This window comes from Streptomyces sp. AMJ-169, from assembly GCF_055597585.1.
The window spans coordinates 247,878-265,438 of record NZ_JBVLTJ010000007.1 but is presented as its reverse complement, the minus strand read 5'-3'; the positions used below and the strand labels follow the sequence as shown (position 1 = coordinate 265,438).

The 17,561-nt window shown below is 71.5% G+C and carries 11 protein-coding genes and 1 pseudogene; 8 read left to right on the top strand and 4 right to left on the bottom strand.

From position 1 onward, the window contains the following. Window positions 1–3: 3 nt before the first annotated feature. The 3 genes from ACYUD3_RS19560 to ACYUD3_RS19550 are packed head-to-tail and all read left to right on the top strand — an operon-like array spanning window position 4 to window position 1,382. Complete coding sequence (locus ACYUD3_RS19560) at window positions 4–435, top strand: roadblock/LC7 domain-containing protein (protein WP_470971540.1); 432 nt, start codon at window positions 4–6, stop codon at window positions 433–435. After that, a complete protein-coding gene (locus tag ACYUD3_RS19555) occupies window positions 428–802 on the top strand; it encodes a DUF742 domain-containing protein (RefSeq protein WP_470971538.1) in 375 nt (124 codons plus the stop codon). The genes ACYUD3_RS19560 and ACYUD3_RS19555 overlap by 8 nt, the downstream gene beginning before the upstream one ends. After that, window positions 783–1,382 carry a GTP-binding protein gene (locus tag ACYUD3_RS19550; protein WP_470971535.1) on the top strand — a complete coding sequence of 200 codons (600 nt, stop codon included), beginning with the start codon at window positions 783–785 and terminating at the stop codon, window positions 1,380–1,382. The genes ACYUD3_RS19555 and ACYUD3_RS19550 overlap by 20 nt, the downstream gene beginning before the upstream one ends. A gap of 44 nt (window positions 1,383–1,426) precedes the next feature. Here ACYUD3_RS19550 and ACYUD3_RS19545 read toward each other — a convergent pair whose 3' ends face one another. Together ACYUD3_RS19545 and ACYUD3_RS19540 are read right to left on the bottom strand one after the other, a co-directional pair. After that, window positions 1,427–1,900, bottom strand: a complete 474-nt coding sequence (locus ACYUD3_RS19545; RefSeq protein ID WP_470971533.1) for a hypothetical protein — start codon at window positions 1,898–1,900, stop codon at window positions 1,427–1,429. A 64-nt stretch (window positions 1,901–1,964) separates the two neighbouring features. Then, a pseudogene (locus ACYUD3_RS19540) lies at window positions 1,965–2,150 on the bottom strand (CGNR zinc finger domain-containing protein); the annotation flags it as partial. Between the two features lie 249 nt (window positions 2,151–2,399). On the opposite strand from ACYUD3_RS19540, the gene ACYUD3_RS19535 reads away from it, so the two are divergent. Beyond that, complete coding sequence (locus ACYUD3_RS19535; RefSeq protein WP_470971530.1) at window positions 2,400–2,963, top strand: MFS transporter; 564 nt, start codon at window positions 2,400–2,402, stop codon at window positions 2,961–2,963. Next, complete coding sequence (locus tag ACYUD3_RS19530) at window positions 2,953–3,993, top strand: helix-turn-helix domain-containing protein (RefSeq protein ID WP_470971528.1); 1,041 nt, start codon at window positions 2,953–2,955, stop codon at window positions 3,991–3,993. Before ACYUD3_RS19535 ends, ACYUD3_RS19530 begins: the two co-directional genes overlap by 11 nt. Before the next feature lie 118 nt (window positions 3,994–4,111). Here the strand turns inward: ACYUD3_RS19530 and ACYUD3_RS19525 are convergent, their stop codons facing one another. Continuing rightward, on the bottom strand, window positions 4,112–9,205 hold the full coding sequence (locus tag ACYUD3_RS19525) for a family 43 glycosylhydrolase (RefSeq protein WP_470971526.1): 5,094 nt from the start codon (window positions 9,203–9,205) through the stop codon (window positions 4,112–4,114). Between the two features lie 347 nt (window positions 9,206–9,552). Between ACYUD3_RS19525 and ACYUD3_RS19520 the strand changes: the two genes are divergently transcribed. Further along, complete coding sequence (locus ACYUD3_RS19520) at window positions 9,553–10,398, top strand: PP2C family protein-serine/threonine phosphatase (RefSeq protein WP_470971523.1); 846 nt, start codon at window positions 9,553–9,555, stop codon at window positions 10,396–10,398. 308 nt (window positions 10,399–10,706) lie between these two features. Continuing rightward, window positions 10,707–11,690, top strand: coding sequence for an MASE1 domain-containing protein (locus ACYUD3_RS19515; protein WP_470971521.1), 984 nt, complete (start codon window positions 10,707–10,709; stop codon window positions 11,688–11,690). Window positions 11,691–11,837: 147 nt separating this feature from the next. On the opposite strand, the gene ACYUD3_RS19510 is transcribed toward ACYUD3_RS19515, so the two are convergent. Continuing rightward, the gene (locus tag ACYUD3_RS19510; RefSeq protein WP_470971519.1) at window positions 11,838–14,054 is read right to left on the bottom strand and encodes a serine/threonine-protein kinase; all 2,217 of its coding nucleotides are present in this window, start codon (window positions 14,052–14,054) and stop codon (window positions 11,838–11,840) included. 131 nt (window positions 14,055–14,185) lie between these two features. Here ACYUD3_RS19510 and ACYUD3_RS19505 point away from each other — a divergent pair, with 131 nt between their 5' ends. After that, window positions 14,186–17,560, top strand: coding sequence for a pyruvate carboxylase (locus tag ACYUD3_RS19505; protein WP_470971516.1), 3,375 nt, complete (start codon window positions 14,186–14,188; stop codon window positions 17,558–17,560). Window position 17,561: the final 1 nt, after the last annotated feature.

Genomic DNA, 17,561 nt, shown 5'->3' with positions numbered 1-17,561 from the left:
GGAATGAGTGAGCAGGTACACGCCGGTCCGCAGCTGGACTGGCTCCTGGACGACCTGGTGGACCGTATCCCCGAGATCCGCTGCGCTGTCGTGCTGTCGGGCGACGGCCTCCTCATCGGCAAGTCGAAGGACATCCGCCGCGACGACGCCGAGCACCTCTCGGCCGTCGGCTCCGGAGTGCACAGCCTCGCGCGGGGCGCCGCACGCCACTTCCACGGCGGTCCGGTCCAGCAGACGGTGATCCAGATGGAGAAGGCCTACCTCTTCATCACCGCCGCCGGACAGGGCGCCCGGCTCGCCGCCTTCGCCTCCGAGGCGGTGGACGTCGGGATGATGGCGTACGAGATGGGGACCCTGGTCAAGCGGGTCGGGACCTATCTGAGCGCCGCCCCACGGGTGCCGGGTCCTCCGGGCGGCAACGGCCAGGATGTCTGAGTCCCGGTGGTCGGACGAGTCGGGCGGCGGGCGGTACTTAAGGCCGTACGCCATCACGGGCGGGCGCACCCGTCACTCCCAGCACGCCTTCACGCTGATCACCCAGGTCGTCTCCCGCTCCGAGCTGGAGAGCGACCAGGAGCAGGTGGCACCGGAGGCGGCGAAGATCCTGGAGCTGTGCCGGGACCGCGCGGTGGCGATCGCGGAGATAGCCGCCCTGCTGGATCTTCCCGTCAGCGTGGTGAAGATCCTGTGCGGAGATCTCCTCAGCACGTCGCTGATCCTAGTCCAGTCGCCGCCCGGCAAGGAGAGCCAGCCGGACGTCGAACTCATCGAAAGGGTGATGGATGCCATCCGTCAACTCTGAGCCCGTGCTGCCCACAGCGCTGAAGATCCTGGTCGCGGGCGGCTTCGGCGTGGGCAAGACCACGATGGTGGGCTCGGTCAGCGAGGTGCCCCCGCTGGAGACCGAGGAGCGGATGACGGAGGTCAGCCGCGGCGTCGACGACCTCGCGGGCGTCGAGAACAAGGTCGCCACGACCGTCGCGATGGACTTCGGCCGCATCACGGTCGCCCCCGACCTCGTGGTCTACCTCTTCGGTACGCCGGGACAGGACCGCTTCTGGTTCATGTGGGACGACCTCGCCAGCGGCGCCCTCGGGGCCGTCGTCCTCGCGGACACCCGCCGGCTGGACGCCTCGTTCGCCTCGATCGACTTCTTCGAGGCGCGCGAGATCCCCTTCGCCGTCGGCGTCAACTGTTTCCACGGACGCAAAGAGGCCTCCGTGGAGCAGGTCCGCTCCGCGCTCGACCTCGATCCCGGGATTCCGGTCGTCCTGTGCGACGTGCGCGACCGCGCCTCCAGCCGGGACGTCCTCCTCACGGTCCTCCAGGTCGCCCGGATGCGGGCGGCGGCCCGGCTCAGCCGGCTGGGCGGAAACGCTTAGTCCGTGGGCGGGTTGAAGGGCTAGTTCGCGGGCGAGCCGAACGGTTAGTTCGCGGGCGCGTTGAACGGCCCGAGTGGATACGTCACCGTCCGCGGCGACTTGTCCGGCCGGTCGCCGGTGTACGTCAAGGTCAGCTGGGTGTAGCGCCGCGCTCCGTGGTGCTGCGCCCAGGGCCTCGCCTCGCCGAGCCGCACCCGCACCGGGAAGGAGTGGAACTTCCCGACCGCGCAGTACGGCACGCAGTCGTTGACGACGTTCACGCCGGCGCCCTGGGCGGTGTCCGCGTTCCACCGCGACCACGTCAGCTTCACCAGGTCGCTGTTGCCGTCGCCGCAGGCCAGCAGGTACTCCGTGGGGCGGGTCTGGGGGTGCTGGAAGCAGTCGAGGACGACGGTGCGGCTTTTGTGCGCGGGCGTTCCGCCGTGCGCCGTGGTGGAGGACGCCGCGGTGGAGGACGCCGCCCCCAGTGAGGCCACCGCGCACACTCCGATCAGCGTCCTGAAAACAAACCTGGCCATTTCCACACTCCCCACGCAGATGTTCCGCCTCCGACGCTACGACTGCCCGGCCGGGAACACCACCTCACCCCGGTTCATCCGTTTTCTCCTGCCCGTTCCCCTCTGCCCGCGCCTGCCGATGGGCGGCAACCCGTTCCCGGGTCGCACAGCGGGCCGAGCAGTAGCGGCGGGGGGTGCCGCTGTTGCCGGTGAGGTAGACGTTGCCGCAGGCCGGGGAGGAGCAGAGGCCGCCGGGCGGGCGCTGGTGGTCTTGTGCGGGCCGGATGCGGCGCTTCTTGCGGCTGTCGCGTTGCTGGGGGTGGCTTTGCCGGGGGCTTGGAGGCTGCCTCGGCCTGGGCAGGTGCCGCCTGGGACGCCGACTCGATCTGTTGATACAAGGGACGGGACGTCACCCCGCCGTGGCCGGCCGGCGGCTTGGAGGCTGCCCTGGCCCTCCCGCCCGGTGGTCTGGACGCCGGCCCGGTCTGGGCAGGCGGTGCCCGGTCCCGCTCGCCCCTCATTGACCGCCGACCTCCGCGCCGGCTTCACCGCCCTCCTCCGCAGTCGCCCCCTCGCCCGCGCCACCCTCCTCTCCGTCCTCTCGCACGCCGGTATGGGCGCCTTCGTCGCCGTCACCCCGCTGCTGGGCGCCCGGGGCTGGGGTGCTCCGGGGGCGGGGGCCTTTCTGCTCAGCGTTCTTGCGGTCGCCTCGCTCGGTGCCAACTTCCTTCTCGCCCGGCTTAGTTATGAACCCGATGCCACTCTGTTCATCAGTACCCTCCTCCTGGGCGCCGGGTTCCTCCTCGCGGTGGCCGGTACCCCCGTCGCCCTCTGCGCGGCAGCGGCCCTCGCCGGAATCGGTGCCGGGCCGCAGCTGACCGCGCTCTTCGCGGTGCGGCATCGGGAGGCCCCGGAGCGGCTGCGGGGGCAGGTGTTCACGACCGGGGCCAGTCTGAAGATCAGCGGATACGCCCTCGGCGCGGCCGTCGCCGGGCCGGTCGCCGAATGGTCGCTCACCGGGGCGCTGCTGCTCGCGGCGGGATGCCAACTGGCCGCCGCGATAACCTTCTTGAATGCTGCCTGAAACGGTCCTGAGAACCGAGGACCTTCCCCCGGCCGACCGGTTCGAGGCGTGGACCGAGCGGCTCGGGCGGACGCACGCGCCGATGCATCTGGACAGCGACTACGCGGCGGACTACCAGGGAGTCCAGCGGATCATCGGCCTCGGGGACGTCGTCATGTGGCCGGCCGTGTTCGACCATCTCGTGTTCCGGAGAACACCCCGGCTGGTGCGGCAGTCCGACCCCGAGACCTATCACCTGTCTTTGCTGCTGAACGGAGAAGGCGCCGCCAATTGGGGCCGGCAGCAAGCGGCTTATGGAATCAGGGACTTCCATGTGAGTCAGTCGGCGCGGCCGTTCGAGATCACCACCGGACAGGACCGGGTGAGCATCATCGGACTCGAAGTGCCGCGCAGCTCCATCGCTTTGCCTGCGCCCCGGGCGGAAGGGGTACTGGGCCGGATCTCCGGAAAAGAGGGAGTGGGGGCGCTGCTCGCGCAGTTCCTCGTACAGCTCGCCGGCGACACGACCCCGTACCGGCCCACCGACGCGCTCCGGCTCGGTACGGTCGTCAGCGACCTGGTGACCGCGATGTTCGCGCACCTCGCCGAGGCCGAGCGGGAGATGCCGCCGGAGACGTACACCCGCACCCTCATGCTGCGGATCAAGGCGTTCATGCGCGGCCACCTCGCCGACCCGCAACTCGACCCGGCCGCGATCGCCGCCGCGCACAACATCTCCCGGAGCTACCTCTACCGCCTCTTCCAGGCCGAAGGCATCACCGTGGCCGGGTACTTGAGACAGCAGCGGCTGCGCGGCGCCCGCCGGGAGCTGGGCGACCCCGCGCTCGCGGCGCTCCCCGTGCACGCCGTCGCCGCCCGCTGGGGGTTCACCCGGCCCGCCGACTTCACCCGCGCGTTCCGCACCGCGTACGGGGTCACGCCGAGTGAGGTCCGTGTGGACGCTTTGCGTGACGGGTGTGGACCGTATGCCAATGACACGTACCGCGCCGTGGAGCATGCTGGGGTTCACCGCACAAGGAGTCCTTCCTGAGCGGGCCAGGATCACTGGGGAGTCCTGGCCCCTCCGCAGGACGCCCTGAAGGCGGTTCCGTGCCCAGCGGGTGGAGCCCCCCGGACACGGAACCGCCTGTGCGGTCACAACTCCCGTGTCAGCGGCCTATATTGACCACCCCGCCGGCCGCGCCGCCGCCCTCGTACACGGTCCGGCCCGTGGACTTCTTCCAGATCCTGATGCGGAAGGTGTCGGGGCCGTCCATGGCGGTGACGCGGAAGGCGTAGCCCGAGGCGTTGTTGACGGTCGCCGAACCCTGGTAGACGGCCTGCTTGTTGGTGACCACCAGCCAGTCCGACGCGGTCGCGCGCAGAGAGACGCCGGGGGCCGTGAACGTGACCCGGCCGGTCGGGACCGTCGCCTTCTTGGCGTACGCGGCACTGAAGGAGAACGTGGTCCGGCCCTGAGGGGTCAGGACCATGCCCGCGCCCGCCGCCGGACCCGACTCGCGGTCGTACACCGCCAGTTCGGGCAGGGTCGCGGTCACCTTGCCGCCGTCGTCGTCCGTCACCGTCACCACCGGGCGGCGCAGGCCCGCCTTCGTGTAGCGGTGCTCGGCCTTGCACGCCGGGCCGGTGAACGGCCTTCTGCCGTCACCCCAGTTGATCGTGCAGGTGTGCGTGTCGCGGGTGCCCGGGTCGGTGAACGATGCCTGGATGGTGGCCAGTTGGCCAACTGACGTCACCTCAGGCGCTGTTGTGCGGGTGATGACCGGCGGCGCGTTGGCCACCGTCACCTTCACCGTGTCCCGGCTGCCGCCGCCCGCGAGAGCCAGCGTGAAGACGCCGTCGTCCGCGCAAGTCACCGTCGTACGGGCCGACTTGGGGTCGGCGACCGTGCACGGGGCGTTGCCCTCGACCGACCACTTGGCGTGCGGGGCGCCCGAGACGACGCCGGTCAGGGCGATCGGGGAGCCCTCGGTGCCGGAGACTGCGGGGCCGGCGTGCACGACCGTCACCGGGTCGATGCCCGACAGGGTCGGCACGACCTTCTTGATCAGCCCGTCGGCGCCGAACTCCATTCTGTCGATGGTGGTTTCGCGGTGCGTGCCGTCGCCGCCGGGGATCGCGAAGCGGTGGTAGGCGATGTACCAGTCGTCGGAGTTCGGGACCTGGACGACCGAGTGGTGGCCGGGGCCCTTGATGCCCTGCGCGAGGTCCTTCTCCAGGATCACGCCCCGCTCGGTCCACGGACCGGTGGGCGAGGGGCCGGTGGCGTACGCGACCTCGTAGTTGACGTCACGCGTGTCGTTCTGCGACCACATGAAGTAGTACGTGCCCTTGCGCTTGACCACGAACGAGCCCTCGTTGTAGCCGCTCGGCGTGATCTCCTTGACCGTCGACGGGTCCAGGGACGTCATGTCCGGGTTGAGCTTCGCCACGTACGCGTGCCCGTTGCCCCAGTACAGGTACGTCGTCCCGTCGTCGTCCGTGAACGCGGCCGGGTCGATCATCTGGCCCGGCAACTGGCCTGCTTTCAGCAGGGGTTTGCCGAGCGCGTCCTTGAACGGGCCGGTGGGCGAGTCGGAGACGGCCACGCCGATGTTCGCGTCGGCGCAGAAGTAGAAGTAGTACTTCCCGTTCTTCTCGGCGATGGTCGGCGCCCACGCCCTGCTGTCGGCCCACGAGACGTCCGGACCGAGGTCCAGGATGACGCCGTGGTCCTTCCAGTGCACGAGGTCGGTCGACGAGTACGCCTTGAACCGCGTACCGCTCCAGCCCTCGAAGCCGTCCGTGGTCGGGTAGATGTAGAAGGTGTCACCGAAGCGGACGATGTTCGGGTCCGCGTTCAGCCCCGGCAGCACCGGCGTCCGCAGCACGGCCGCCGACACGGTCCAGGTCTTCTTCTTACCGTCGCCGCCGGTGACTTGGTACGTCACCGGCTTGCTGAAGTTCCGTACGGTCCCCGACGCCGGGCTGATCGCGGCGCCGTGCGCGAGGGTGAACTCCGGTGCCAGGCGCGTGAGATCGGTGCCCTCCTTGACGGGGAGGGTGATGTGGCCGTCCGTGATGACCGCGTCGACCTTCAGCTGCGGGGCGGTCGCCTTGGCGATCCCCGCCGTGTTGCCGCTGATCTCCATGACCTCGGCCGCCGACAGCGCCCGGCTGTACATACGGAAGTCGTCGACCTCTCCGGCGAACGAAGGGTCCGCCGCGTAAAGGGACTTGCCGATGTAACCGGAGTAGTCCTTCGCCGCGTCGTACAGCTCCGACGGCTTGACGGTGGTCGTCGTGCGGGACACCTCGACGCCGTCGGCGTACAGGACCATCGTCCCGGTCGCACCGTCCAGCGTGACCGTCACATGCCGCCAAGTTCCGGGCGTGAGCGGGGAGTTGCCGGTCAGCTTCGACTCGGCCGACCAACTCGCCTTCGTGATCGCCGAGTAGAGCGTCGAGCCGCCGTTGGAGGGCGTGGCGAACAGGTACTTGTCGCTGTCCGGGCCGAGCCCGAACAGCCACTGGAAGGACGAGCCGCCCTGCCACTTCGCGTACGCCGAGACGGTGACCGAACTCGCGTCCTTCAGAACCCCGTTCGGGATCTTCACGTACGACCCGCCGGACAGTTTGACCGAGCCGCCGTGGACGCCGGTCCCGAAGGACGGCGAGCCGACGTACGTGCCGTGGTAGCCGTGGCCGCTGGAGTCCTCGGCGACGGCGGTGCCGGTCTCGTCGAACGTGTAGTGCAGCAGCAGGTCCGCCGGGACGTCCGGGCCCTCGGCCGAGACGGTCACCGCCGCCCGCACCGAAGTCCCGTCCGCCAGCCTGCCGTTGACGCCGAAAGCACCGGGCTTCTTGTAGGCGTCGGCCGGTACGGCGTCCCACGTCACGGCCGCCGGGCGGGTCACGCCGTCGGCGTACCGGGCGATGACGGTCGCCGGGAGGACCGGCGCCTGACCCGTCCCCGTCTTCACCGAGACGGGCTTGACGCTCTCCACCAACTGGTCCGGCTGGTAGGCGCGCAGCAGGCGTTCGTACTCCGCCTTCGTCACCGGCAGGACCGTGCCGTGCCGGGGGCGCGCCGGGAGTTCGTAGTCCGTGGACGGGGTCCAGACGCCCTTGGCGAGGTCGGTCGTCTCGAACGGGAGGTAGCCGCGCCCGCCGAACTCGTCGAGGAACGCGTACCACTTGTCCTCGGTGTTCGACTTGAAGACCAGCGGGCCCTCGGCCGCGCTCATCGTCCCCTTGCCGATGCCCTCGGCGACCGGCGTCCAGGACGTGCTCAGCAGCGAGTCGCTCTTCTCCTCGAAGATGAACTTGCTGTTGGGCGTCGAGGAGGTGTTGTTGCGCTCGTCCTTGGAGAGGCGGTAGTAGGTGTCGCCGTCGCGGATGACCGTCGAGTCGATGACCGAGTAGCCCCGGTCGACCCACACCTTGGGCTCGCTGAAGGTGTAGAAGTCACGCGTCGTCGTGTACATCATCCGGTTGTAGGTGTCCCCGGAGTGCGCGTCGTTGTCGTACAGCTTCGACGCCCAGAAGACGACGTACTCGCCGAGCTTCGCGTCGTAATACGCCTCCGGGGCCCAGGTGTTGCCCGCGCTGTCGGGGGAGATCTTGACCAGGCGCTGGTTGGTCCAGTGGGTCAGGTCGGTGGACTCCCAGACCATGATCGACTTGCTGCCGGTGCGCTGGGCGGCGTCCCAGTCGCCGTTGCCGTAGATCCTGAGGTCGGTGGCGATCTGGTAGAACTTGTCGCCCTCGGGGGAGCGGATGATGAACGGGTCGCGCAGGCCCTTCTCGCCGAGCGAGGAGGTCAGGACCGGGTCGCCGTTGTTGATCTCGCGCCAGCGCAGCGGGTCGTCGCCCTTGCTGAGCGCGAAGTGGACCTGCTCGCCGTCGGCCGTGCCCTCGCCGGTGAAGTAGCTGAAGAGGTAGCCCTCGGGTTTCTCGGCGGCCGGGAGTTCGGGAACTCTCGCGGTGAGGACGCGCGTTGTACGGGCATCACCCTTGGTGAGGGTCGCGGTGAGGTCGACGGCGCTCGCGCCCGAACCGTGGGCGGGGCGGTGCACGGTCCCGTCGGGGGTGATGACGTCGGGGTTCGCGGAGGACCAGGTGACGCGGGTGGCGTAGGTGCCCGTGGAGGGGAGGGTGAGATTGCCGCGTACGTCGTCCAGGTTGTGGACGGTGAGGGACTTGGCGGCCTGCGCCACGGCCGTCGTGTCGTCGAAGGCCGGCAGGACGGTCACGGCGAAGGACTTGGTGTCGCTGACACCGCCCTTGCGCAGGGTCGCCGTGAGCGTCGCGCGGCCGTCGGGCTGACCGGCCGCCGGGCGGGTCACGGCGCCGGTGGCGGAGACGACGGAGGGGTTGTCGCTGGCCCAGGTCAGCGAAGAGCCGCCCGCCGGGCCCGACGTGGGCAGCGTCAGGTCTTCCGTCACGGCGCCGGTGTCGCCGAGGGACAGCGCGGCCTTGTCGGCGGCGACGCCCTGGACGGCCACGGGCCGGGACAGCTCGTCGACCTCGGCGCCGGTCAGCGCCCGGTCGTACACGCGGAAGTCGCGGATCGTGCCCTGGAACAGCTTGTCGCCGGGGTAGACCGACTTGCCTATGTAGTTCGCGGTCGTCGTGCCCGCGCCGATCGAGCCCGGGGTGAGCGACACGGACGTGTTGCGGCCGACCTCGGCGCCGTCCTCGTACAGCACGCCCGTCGTGCCCGACTGCGTGTACGTCAGGTGCTTCCACACGCCGCGCGCGAGATTGTGGCCGTCGTCCGCGCGGGTCGTCTGCTCCGTCGACCAGTTGCCCGACGCGACCGACGTGCGCAGCGCGTTGCCGGTCGTGAAGAGATAGCCGTTCCCGGCGCTGCCGCTGGTGTTGCCGAAGCCGTACAGGAAGTAGGGGGTGGACTGGGCCGGGTCCAGCTTCACGTCGAAGGAGACGCTGACCGCGGCCATGCCCTTCAGGACGTCGTCGGGGACCTTGACGTAGGTGTCCGATCCGTTGAAGGACAGGCCGTCCGACCAGCTCGCGGCGCCGTTCAGAACACCGTCGCGGCCGTGGCCCGAGGCGTCGGGCACCGCGCTCGTCCCCGACGGGGCGTCGAGCTGGTACCAGAGGGCGAGGCCGTCGGTGAGCGTGTCGGTCGTCTCTGCGGCCGAGGCCACTGGCGCGGCCAGGCCCAGCAGCAGCGCCGCCGAGCCCACCGCCCCGGCCAGGCGTCTCGCCCCGCTGTGGGGGCGTGCGAAGTACGGCATGTTGTGTTTCCCTGTCGAGACGCGGGCGAGGCGTGCGGGTGTGGGGGCACGACGCAGCGGCGCGGCTTCGGGAAGGAGGCCGTGCGGTTACAGCTGTGTGACGTCGTGTTGCGAGAGTGTCAGCCGGGTGACGGTGCAGCGTCAAGAGGTCTCGAACGATGTCCGGCTGGTCGAACACGCTGGTGGGGCGCAGGAGTTGGGGGGTGCGCTTGCCGGGGCTGACCAGCTGGGGGTGCCGGTCGGGTGCTGCTCGGTCGGCTGAGGGGTGCTGCCCGGTCGGTTGAGGGGTGCCGTTCGGCATACGATCCGGAAATGCGCCGACCGGCCCCCTCCCTCACAATCGACGTGTGCCCCGCACGCGACCCACGGACGACGGCGACGAACTGCTGAGACGGCTCCGCTCGCTGACCGCCCAGGCGCGCGAGCGCGCGCAGCTCCAGCGCTCCCAGGTCGAGCTGGCGATCGCCCTCCAGCGCGAGATGCTCCCCCGCGACCTCCCCGCCGCCCCCCGCGTCCGCCTCGCCGTGCGCTACGAACCCGCCTGCTACGGGCTCAACGTCGGCGGCGACTGGTACGACGCCTTCCCCCTCCCCGACGGCCGGCTCGCCCTGTCCATCGGCGACGTCCAGGGCCACAACATCGAGGCCGCCGCCTTCATGGGCCAGGTCAGGGTCGGCCTGCGCGCCCTCGCGTCCGTCACCAGCGACCCCGGCGAGCTGCTCGCCCGCACCAACGACCTGCTGCTCTCCCTCGGCGGCGACCTCTTCGCGACCTGCACGTTCCTGCGGCTCGACCCGGTGACCGGCGTCCTGGAGAGCGCCCGCGCGGGCCACACCCCGTTCGTCTGGGCCACCGCCGACGGCCGCTCCGGCGTCGCCGAGGACGAGGCGGGACCGCCGCTGGGGGTCCAGCCGCGCACCGAGTACCCCGTCTCCCACCACCAGCTCACCAGCGGCGGCGTCTTCGTCCTCCTCACCGACGGGGTCGTCGAGGGGCCGTCGATGCCGCTGGAGGAGGGGCTCGACCAGGTGGTCCGGCTGGCGGGGATCGCGGCGGTGGCGGGGCTTGAGGCGCGGGCGCTGGCGGCGGCCGTGATCAAGGGGGCGGCGCGGGTGGGGCATGAGGATGACGCGGCGGTGCTGGTGGTGGGGCATGACGAGCCGGACGGGAGGGGGGAGGCTGCGGCTCCGTAAGGCGGGGGTTGCGCGGGCTCTGTGGGGACGAGGGGCGGGCCCGGCTTTCGTGGGGACGAGGACCTCCCCCGGCTCGGTGGCTGCTCCGGCTTTGTGGGGGCGAGGGCCCGTTCCGGCTCCGTGGCTGCTCCGGCTCTGTGGGGACGGGGGCCTGCCTTGACTCCGTGGGGGTGAGGGCGCGGCCCGGCTCCGTGAGGGCGAGGGCGCGGCGCGGCTTCGTAAACCCCCGGGGCGGAAGTTCAGCCAGAGGGCCGCAGCCCCGCGTCCCTCGCCTGGCCGACCTGTCCCGGTCAGTGTCTGATGGCCCTGTGGTGGGCACCTGGGATCTGCGCCGGCCGGCTGTCTTCAGCCTTCAGACGCTGGGGGTGGCCGGCGGGTACTACGCGGCCGGGCGGCTCGGGCTGCTGCGGGGGCTGACCCTCGACGGTGCCGTCATCACCCCCATCTGGCCGCCCACCGGCGTCGCCCTGATCTGCCTGCTGCTGATCGGGCTGCGCGCGTGGGCCGGGATCGCGCTCGGCAGCTTCTTCGTCATCCTGTCGATCTCTACCAGCGGACTGCACCCCGCCCTCATCGGCAACCTCGCCGGGAACACGCTCGCCCCCGTCTGCTCCTACCTCCTGCTCCGCAGAGTCGGCTTCCGCGCCGACCTCACCCGGCTGCGCGACGGCCTCGCCCTCGTCTTCCTCGGCGCGCTCACCGCGATGCTGATCAGTTCGACCACCGGCGCGGGGCTCGCGCTGCTCACCGGCGGGCTGCCCGCGCACGACTTCTGGCCGGCGTGGCTCGCGTGGTGGGTCGGCGATGCGATGGGCGTCCTCATCGTGACGCCGCTGCTGCTGATGCTGCCGAGGATGCGGTGGCCGCCGCGTCCGGTGCGGTGGAAGGAGGGCGGGGCGCTGGTGCTGGCCGCGTGCGTGGTGATCCCGTTCGCCACCCAGTCCCACGTCAACATGCTGTTCCTCGTGTATCCGCTGCTGATCTGGGCCGCGCTGCGCTTCGAGTTCGCGGGCAGTATGCCGTGTGCGCTGGCCGCGTCCGTGCTGGCGACGATCGCCGCGACGGACCGGGCCGGGCCGTTCGGCCGGCTCACGGACGTCGAGGTGATGCTGAAGCTCCAGGCGTTCAACGGGGCGATGGCGCTGACCGCGCTGCTGCTGTCGGCGGTGATCACCGAGCAGCGGGGGACACGGCGGGCGGTGGAGGAGGCCTGCCAGGAGCTGGTGGAGGTGCTGGAGCATTTGACGGCGGGGGAGGGGCCGGGGCAGCGGGAGGCGGAGGGGGCGGGGTGAGGACGGGGGAGCGGCGGCTGGGGGTGATCCCTCGGCCCCGGTTCCTCGGCCGGCTCCGCCGGTTCCTCGGCTGGCTCGGCGCCGGCTCTTCCGGCCCCGCTCCCCGCCCCCCGCGTCAGCCCGCTCGCTCCCCCACCTCGCTCGCCCTCACCCCTCCGCCGGATTCACCCGAGTCACCCTGCCCTTCGCGTCCGCCTGGAGATACCCGCTCTTGCCGTACTCGTCGGAGAGGTACACCGCCATGTTCGCCGGGGTGTCGAAGATGGAGCTCGCCGGGTTGAGGATCAGGTAGCGGCTGGTCGGCTTCGCGACGTTCAGCTTCTTCTGCGCCTCGGCCAGCAGCGCGGGCAGCTTGTCCCAGTCGAAGCCCTTCAGGGACAGCGGCCGGCTCCCGCTCATCACCTGGGACTTGATGATGCCCTCCTCGACGCCCTGGCCGATCCGGTAGGTGTAGGTGTCGTAACTGGTGTCGCTGCCGTCCACCAGGACCTGCGCCGACAGGTACTCCGGGTACACCACGACCATGCTGTACCGGTCCCGCCCGGTCTTCTTCTCGACGGCGGCGAGCGCGGTCCGGATGCCGGCGGGGGTGAGGAGATTCCCGACGGCGGCGGTGGGGGTGGAACCGGAGGAGGGGTCGGCGGAGGGGTCGGCGGAGGGCGAGGAGGACGCCCCCGTACGACCGGACCCGGTCGCCCCGGAAGCCCCGGCCGACCCGCTGTCCGGCAACAGACTCCAGGTCAACGCCCCGATCAGCACGATCCCGGCCCCCGCGAACACCACAGCCGCAGCCCGCCGCCCCCGCCGAACCTCCGGCACAGGAACCACGGTCGGCGCACCGAAAATACTGCCGGGCCCCCTGAACCCGGGCACGGCGGTCGTACCGGAGGGCACAGGAGAGCCGGGGGCACCGGAGGCGTACGGAACGGACCCGGTACCGCTCCCCGCGCGCGCAGATCCGGGGGCACCGCCGTCGGCAAGGGGCGGCGACAAGTGATACGAGGTCGCCGCCGACGCCGGCCCGCCAGAAACCCCGGCGTCCACAGGACCGACTGTGCCTGCGGCCCCCGCGTTCCCCAGGTACCCGGGCTGCGCCTGACCTCCCGCGTCCTGCGGGCTCCCCGAGCTTCCTGGGTATCCCGCGCCGAGCGGGTGCCCCTGATGCCGGCCGGCTCCCGAACCCCTGGAGCTGTCCGGATGCCCGGCGTCTCGCGGACTTCCCGCGCCGCCCGCGTCCGCCAGGCGCCCCGGATGCCCCGCGCCCCCCGAACCCCTGGCGCCGCCGGCATCCCCGGCACCTGCCGGACCGCCCGGATGCCCGGCACCTGCCGGACCGCCCGGATACCCCGCACCCACCGGACCACCCGGATGCTCAGTGCCGCCCTTACCTCCGGCGCTCACCGGACCGCCCGAGTGCCCCGCACCCCCTGTACCGCCCGAACTCCCCAGGCCCCCCGAACTCCCCAGGCCCCCCGAACTCCCCAGGCCCCCCGAACTCCCCAGGCCCCCTCCAACCCCCGAACCCCCCGAAACCACCCCCTCCAACAACCCCCGCACCACCCCCGCCCCCGGCCGCACCCCCGGATCCCGCACCAGCACCCGCACCAACACCTCCGTCAACGCCCCCGCCCGCACCGGCGCCGGTATCTCCTCGCTCAACACCGCCGCCAGCGTCGCCAACGTCGTCCCCCGGTGCAGCGGATGCCGCCCCTCCACGGCCGTGTACAGCATCATCGCCAGCGACCACAGATCCGCCGCCGGTCCGCCCTCCGTGCCGGTGATGCGTTCCGGGGCCATGTAGTCGGCGGTGCCGATGATCGAACCGGTCGCCGTGAGGGTCGTCGCCTCGCGGATCGCGGCGATGCCGAAGTCGGTGAGGACGGCCCGCCCGTCGGGGCGCAGGAGGACGTTCGCCGGTTTGACGTCGCGGTGTTCGATGCCGGCCGCGTGCGCGGCCTCCAGAGCCGCGAGGACGTCGAGACCGATCCGCGCCGCCGCGACCGGGTCCATCGGGCCCGCCGCGAGCCGGTCGGCGAACGAACCGCCTGTGACCAGCTCCATGACGATCCACGGGAAGGTACCGGGACCGCCGTCGACGACGTGATGGATCGTCACGACGTTCGGATGGTCGATACGGGCCAGCGCCCGCGCCTCGCGCAGCACGCGTTCGCGCAACTGCCGCGCCCCCTCGGGGTCGTACTCCGCGAGATCCGGGTCGGGCGGCCGGACCTCTTTCACGGCCACGCTGCGGTGCAGCACCACATCGGTGGCCCGCCACACGAGCCCCATCCCGCCACCGCCGAGCCGCGCCTCCAGCCGGAACCGCCCGTCGACCATCTGTCTTGCGCTGTCCCCACCACTCATGCGCGGAGCATAGTTCGAGCCACCGACACCGCCGACCGGGTGCCCCCGTCCGCGAGGTGGCCCCCGTCACATGGACCTCGGCCCGCCGCGCCGACACGATGGTCCCCACACCGGCAGGCTGGAGGGTTCACATGTTCCGCAAGGTGCTGGTCGCCAACCGGGGCGAGATCGCGATCAGGGCGTTCCGCGCGGGGTACGAGCTGGGCGCGCGCACCGTCGCCGTCTTCCCGCACGAGGACCGCAACTCGCTGCACCGGCTGAAGGCCGACGAGGCGTACGAGATCGGCGAACCGGGGCACCCGGTGCGGGCGTACCTGTCCGTGGCGGAGATCGTCGGCGCGGCGCGCAGGGCCGGTGCCGACGCCGTCTACCCGGGGTACGGCTTCCTCTCCGAGAACCCGGAACTGGCCCGCGCCTGCGAGGAGGCCGGGATCACCTTCGTCGGGCCCGACGCCCGCACGCTGGAGCTGACCGGCAACAAGGCGAGCGCCGTCGCCGCCGCCCGCGAGGCCGGAGTGCCGGTGCTCGGCTCCTCGGCGCCCTCGACGGACGTGGACCAACTCCTGGCCGCCGCCGAGGAGATCGGCTTCCCGGTGTTCGTGAAGGCCGTCGCGGGCGGCGGCGGGCGCGGGATGCGGCGGGTCGAGGAGCGCGCCCAGCTGCGCGAGTCCATCGAGGCCGCCTCACGCGAGGCGGCGTCCGCGTTCGGGGATCCAACTGTCTTCCTGGAGAAGGCCGTTGTCGACCCCCGGCACATCGAGGTGCAGATCCTCGCCGACGGCGAGGGCAACGTCATCCATCTCTTCGAGCGGGACTGTTCGCTCCAGCGCCGCCACCAGAAGGTCATCGAGCTGGCCCCGGCCCCCAACCTCGACCCCGCGCTGCGCGACCGGATCTGCGCCGACGCGGTCAGGTTCGCCCGCCAGATCGGCTACCGCAACGCCGGCACCGTCGAGTTCCTCCTCGATCCCGAAGGCAAGCACGTCTTCATCGAGATGAACCCGCGCATCCAGGTCGAGCACACGGTCACCGAGGAGGTCACCGACGTCGACCTCGTCCAGGCCCAGCTGCGGATCGCCGCCGGGGAGACCCTCGCCGACCTCGGGCTCTCCCAGGAGACGGTGAAGCTGCACGGCGCGGCCCTCCAGTGCCGGATCACCACCGAGGACCCCGCCAACGGCTTCCGCCCCGACACCGGCCGCATCAGCGCCTACCGTTCCCCGGGTGGTTCAGGCATCCGGCTGGACGGCGGAACGACCCACGCCGGTACGGAGATCAGCGCCCACTTCGACTCGATGCTGGTCAAACTCACCTGCCGGGGACGGGACTTCAGGTCCGCGATCGGCCGGGCCCGGCGTGCCGTCGCCGAGTTCCGCATCCGGGGTGTCGCCACCAACATCCCGTTCCTGCAAGCCGTGTTGGACGACCCCGATTTCCAAGCCGGCCGGGTCACCACGTCGTTCATCGAGCAGCGCCCGCAGCTGCTGACCGCGCGCACCTCCGCCGACCGGGGCACCAAGCTCCTCACCTACCTCGCCGACGTCACCGTCAACAAGCCGCACGGCGAACGCCCCGACCTGCTCGACCCGTTGGCGAAACTGCCCCGCACCCCGGCGGCCGACCCCCCGCCCGGCTCCCGGCAGCGCCTGATCGAGCTGGGCCCCGAAGGCTTCGCCCGCGCACTGCGCGAATCACCCCAACTCGGCGTCACCGACACGACGTTCCGCGACGCCCACCAGTCCCTCCTCGCCACCCGCGTCCGCACGAAGGACCTCCTCGCCTCCGCCCCCCTCGTCGCCCGCACCCTCCCCGACCTGCTCTCCCTGGAGTGCTGGGGCGGCGCGACCTACGACGTGGCGCTGCGCTTCCTCGCCGAGGACCCCTGGGAGCGGCTGGCGGCGCTGCGCGAGGCCGTGCCCAACATCTGCCTCCAGATGCTGCTGCGCGGCCGCAACACCGTCGGCTACACCCCGTACCCCACCGAGGTCACCGACGCGTTCGTGCAGGAGGCCGCCGCCACCGGCATCGACATCTTCCGCGTCTTCGACGCCCTCAACGACGTCGGCCAGATGCGCCCCGCCATCGACGCCGTACGCGCCACCGGCACCGCCGTCGCCGAGGTCGCGCTCTGCTACACCGCCGACCTCTCCGACCCGGACGAGCGGCTGTACACGCTGGATTACTACCTCCGGCTCGCCGAGCAGATCGTCGAGGCGGGCGCGCACGTCCTCGCCGTCAAGGACATGGCCGGCGTCCTGCGCGCGCCCGCCGCCGCGAAGCTGATCACCGCGCTGCGCCAGGAGTTCGGGCTGCCGGTGCACCTGCACACCCACGACACGGCCGGCGGCCAGCTCGCCACCTACCTCGCCGCGATCCAGGCCGGCGTGGACGCCGTCGACGGCGCCGTCGCCTCCATGGCCGGGACGACGTCCCAGCCGTCGCTGTCCGCCATCGTCGCCGCCACCGACCACTCCGAGCGCACCACCGGGCTCGACCTCCAGGCGGTCGGCGACCTGGAGCCGTACTGGGAACACGTCCGCAAGGTCTACGCCCCCTTCGAGGCCGGCCTCGCCGCGCCGACCGGGCGGGTCTACCACCACGAGATCCCCGGCGGCCAGCTCTCCAACCTGCGCACCCAGGCCGTCGCGCTCGGCCTCGGCGACCGCTTCGAGGACATCGAGGCCATGTACGCCGCCGCCGACCGCATGCTGGGCCGGCTGGTCAAGGTCACCCCGTCCTCGAAGGTCGTCGGCGACCTCGCCCTGCACCTGGTCGGCGCGGGTGTGTCCCCGCAGGACTTCGAGTCGGCGCCCAACCGGTACGACATCCCCGACTCCGTCATCGGCTTCCTCCGCGGCGAGCTGGGCACCCCGCCCGGCGGCTGGCCCGAGCCGTTCCGCACCAAGGCCCTCGAAGGCCGGGCCGGCGCCAAGCCCGTCGCCGACCTCGCCCCCGAGGACCGCGAAGGCCTGGAGAAGTCCCCCCGCGCCACCCTCAACCGGCTCCTCTTCCCCGGCCCGACCCGCGACTTCGAGACCCACCGCCAGGCCTACGGCGACACCAGCGTCCTCGACAGCAAGGACTTCTTCTACGGACTGCGCCCGGGCAAGGAGTACGCCGTCGACCTGGAACCCGGCGTGCGCCTCCTCATCGAGCTCCAGGCGATCGGCGAGGCCGACGAGCGCGGTATGCGCACGGTCATGTCCTCCCTCAACGGGCAGCTGCGCCCCATCCCGGTCCGCGACCGCGCCGCCTCCTCCGACCTCCCGGTCACCGAGAAGGCGGACCGCTCCAACTCCGGCCATGTGGCCGCCCCGTTCGCGGGCGTGGTCACGCTCGCGGTGCGCGAGGGCGACACCGTCGAGGCGGGCGCGACCGTCGCCACCATCGAGGCGATGAAGATGGAGGCGACGATCACCGCCACCAGGGCGGGCCGGGTCAACCGCCTCGCGATCAACCGCATCCAGCAGGTCGAGGGCGGTGACCTGCTGGTCGAGGTGGGCTGAC

What these genes read in the sequence shown, in the direction of transcription:
- ACYUD3_RS19550 (WP_470971535.1), top strand. Translation starts at nt 783, where the DNA reads ATGCCATCCGTCAACTCTGAGCCCGTGCTGCCCACAGCGCTGAAGATC.
- ACYUD3_RS19530 (WP_470971528.1), top strand. Translation starts at nt 2,953, where the DNA reads ATGCTGCCTGAAACGGTCCTGAGAACCGAGGACCTTCCCCCGGCCGAC.
- ACYUD3_RS19505 (WP_470971516.1), top strand. Translation starts at nt 14,186, where the DNA reads ATGTTCCGCAAGGTGCTGGTCGCCAACCGGGGCGAGATCGCGATCAGG.
- ACYUD3_RS19555 (WP_470971538.1), top strand. Translation starts at nt 428, where the DNA reads ATGTCTGAGTCCCGGTGGTCGGACGAGTCGGGCGGCGGGCGGTACTTA.
- ACYUD3_RS19525 (WP_470971526.1), bottom strand. Translation starts at nt 9,205, where the DNA reads ATGCCGTACTTCGCACGCCCCCACAGCGGGGCGAGACGCCTGGCCGGG.
- ACYUD3_RS19545 (WP_470971533.1), bottom strand. Translation starts at nt 1,900, where the DNA reads ATGGCCAGGTTTGTTTTCAGGACGCTGATCGGAGTGTGCGCGGTGGCC.
- ACYUD3_RS19510 (WP_470971519.1), bottom strand. Translation starts at nt 14,054, where the DNA reads ATGAGTGGTGGGGACAGCGCAAGACAGATGGTCGACGGGCGGTTCCGG.
- ACYUD3_RS19560 (WP_470971540.1), top strand. Translation starts at nt 4, where the DNA reads ATGAGTGAGCAGGTACACGCCGGTCCGCAGCTGGACTGGCTCCTGGAC.